The 2758-nt window shown below is 65.2% G+C and carries 4 protein-coding genes; all 4 read right to left on the bottom strand.

Features of this window, described 5'->3' with window-relative positions; all coding sequences use genetic code 11:
* Positions 1–135: 135 nt before the first annotated feature.
* On the bottom strand, positions 136–480 hold the full coding sequence (locus tag A5777_RS09100; protein ID WP_064862417.1) for a hypothetical protein: 345 nt from the start codon (positions 478–480) through the stop codon (positions 136–138).
* Positions 481–482: 2 nt separating this feature from the next.
* Positions 483–1316, bottom strand: coding sequence for a phage major capsid protein (locus tag A5777_RS09105; protein WP_064862418.1), 834 nt, complete (start codon positions 1314–1316; stop codon positions 483–485).
* A gap of 131 nt (positions 1317–1447) precedes the next feature.
* A complete protein-coding gene (locus A5777_RS09110) occupies positions 1448–1993 on the bottom strand; it encodes a hypothetical protein (RefSeq protein WP_082933606.1) in 546 nt (181 codons plus the stop codon).
* On the bottom strand, positions 1990–2758 hold a 769-nt coding region (locus tag A5777_RS09115), incomplete at its 5' end, for a phage portal protein (protein WP_156529327.1). The genes A5777_RS09110 and A5777_RS09115, both read right to left, overlap by 4 nt.

Here is a 2758-nt window from a genome sequence, read left to right on the forward strand (position 1 = left end):
GTGACGGCATCGACGAGGTTGTGCTCACCGCAGCATCCCGACTGCTCGCCAACCCCGAACAACTCGCCTACGACAGCGGCTCGGTGTCCATGCGGGGCGGATTCACCGGCTTCACGCTCGTGGAGCTCGCCGTCCTCAACCGCTACCGGAAACGAGCCACCTGATGCTGCGGGAGAAAGTGACCCTCACGTTCGGTGGAGGACGCGACGAGGACGGAGTGGTGATCCCGCCCCGCATGGACACCGAGCCGCTGTCGTAGGCGAGTTGTTCGGGGTTGGCGAGCAGTCGGGATGCTGCGGTGAGCACAACCTCGTCGATGCCGTCACGTGACGAACCGTCGCTCTTGAGGTGTTGCCCTCGGCAGTAGGCGCCGATCATGGCGGTGACGGTGGTGATGGCCTGCCCGGCCTGGGCCAGGACCTCCGGGTTGGAGGTGTCCTGGCCCAGCCACTTGAGCAGGTCGGCGTTGGCGACCGCCATGATTACGCCGCGGTGAGGACGGTGACGGCCTTGGGCTGCAGCAACGCCAGATCGAATCGAGCTACGACACGAAGCGCTACTTCGTCGGTGTCGAAGTAGCGGGAGGAATCGACAGTCACGGTCGGGCTGAGGTCGCGGGCGATAGCAACCAGACTCATGTCCGCCAACACCGCCTTGCCTGTCGGGATGCGACTGGTGACTGTGACCGGGACACCGAACAGCACTTCCTGGCCGGTCTGGGTCAGGTCGGGCTGCAAGATGTAGCGGCCGGTGCTGTCCTTGATCTTGCGGACCGCGAGGTAGTCGGCGGGCGAGAGGAACCAGCGATTGGGCTTGACCTCGTTGGCGCGGGCGATACCGATGCCGTCGAGGAAGCTATCAGGCTCGGAAGCATTGAGTACGCCCGTAGCGACGCCGGTCTGATTGAGTAGACCCTTGATCGTGTTCGACGATCCGGTACTGGTGAACAGTGCAGTGTCGAGTGCGGCTGCGGTGTCGGTGACCAGCCGCGTCTTGAGGATGCTGTCCAAGGCCACCGCGCTGGACCGGAGGACCTCGGAAGTGACTCGGCTGAGGACCTTCAAGCTCTTGAGCGTGCTCGGGAGCATCGTCACCTCGTCCATGCCGACAGAGGCTTCCGGGATCTGTGCGCCTTCCCCGACGAAGCCGACCGTGAGGCCGGATGCGATGCGGGGCACACGAATTGGGCCGTTGGTGTCGATGATCTTGGGGCCAGCGGCGAGGAACACGCTCTCAGCTTCGAGGGGCTGAACGAGCAGGCTGGCGATTTGGTCTTGCTGCAGGGTGGGCAGGGTGCCCGTGGTCTGGGTAGCCATGACGGTCTCCAATGAGGTGGTGTGAATGGGTTTCACGCATCTGGAGCACCTGGCTCACGCGGCGGTCGAGCAGAGAAACGGCACCGGGCCTCATCCCACTATATGAGATGAGGCCCGGTGTGTGCGAGGGGTTAGAGGTGTTGGCGCATGATGTCGGCCAAATTGACCTGACCGCCGCCGGTCTGTCGGGGGCCTTGTGCGGCACCGGCAGGGTCGAATCGGCGGGCCTTCAAATGCGGCCGGTCAGCCAGTAGCGCGGCGATCGCAGCGAGCAGCGCGTCGGGGTCGTCGAGGTGTCCAGAATCGAACGGCAGGTCGGCAGGGTCGGCGAGTTGTCCGGTCTGCTCGACCATCATCCGATGTAGCTTCTCCTGGGTGTCGCGCAGTTGCGTGCGGTACCCGGCCGATTCCTGCCGAAGTCCCTGCACGTACTCGCGGGAGAACGTGTCTGCGTCCTCGGAGTTGTCCGGGGGGGCGGGGCTCTCCACGTCGGCCTTTTCAGGGTCATCCCTGACATCAGGCTTTTTACCGGCGTCGGTAGAAAGATCGTCGGGCGCCTGGTCCTCGGTGGCCTTTTCACGGTCATCCGTAACTTTGTCGGCGCCGCCAAGGTTGGCGGGTTCGTCGGGGATATTCCCGGCGTCGGGAAGATGGTCCTTCTTGTCGTCGTCGGTCATGCTGCGTCTCCTGTCGTGAGGGTGGGTGTGGTGGCCGGAGCCTCGGTGGGTCCGGCGTCAGGGTTGTCGATGCCGAGGCGTTCTCGGGCTTCGGTGGTGGTGATGATTCCGGCGGCGTGCAACTTGGTCACGGCGTCGGCTTCGGCGGCTGCAGAACGGGTCGAGGGGTCGGCCCACTGGATACGGGGCTGGTAGTCGTCGACCTCGCCGCCATTCTCGATCGCCAGGATGAGCCGACCGACTTGCTCCCACGACCGGCCAAACACGGCCATGCGGGCCTCGGCCCGTGCAGTAAGAGCAGCCTCGGCGGCGCGGATGGCGTCAGCAGAGGCAGGTGTCGACGTGGTGACCCCGACATAGTGGGCGGGCAGACCGGAGACGGCCATCGCCTGCTGCAGCAGCACGTTCACCGCGGTCTCATAGCCGGTCAGATCGGCGCCGGGAAGCTGCCCGAACTTGCCCTCGGGGGCCTCATTCACCATCATCCGGTCGGTTTCGCTGATCGGGTTCACGGTGTCGAGGATGGGTTCGCCGTCCTCGTCGAGGACCGGGTTGCCGTCGTCGTCGACGCGGGGCTCCTCGATCAGCTCCAAGCCGGTGGCCCACCGGCGTGGGCGGGCACCGAACTCGGAAGCGGTCAGCAGGTCGGCCGACAGCTTGTTGATGGCATCGACGATCGGGATGAGGTCGGCGAATTCGGAGACCCCGAACATCGTGAGTGGTCGGTCGGTGTTGGTCAGCGGCACGACCGGCACCGCCAGGAGC

This window comes from Gordonia sp. 852002-10350_SCH5691597, from assembly GCF_001665715.1.
In the GTDB taxonomy this organism is placed as follows: Bacteria; Actinomycetota; Actinomycetes; order Mycobacteriales; family Mycobacteriaceae; genus Gordonia; species Gordonia sputi.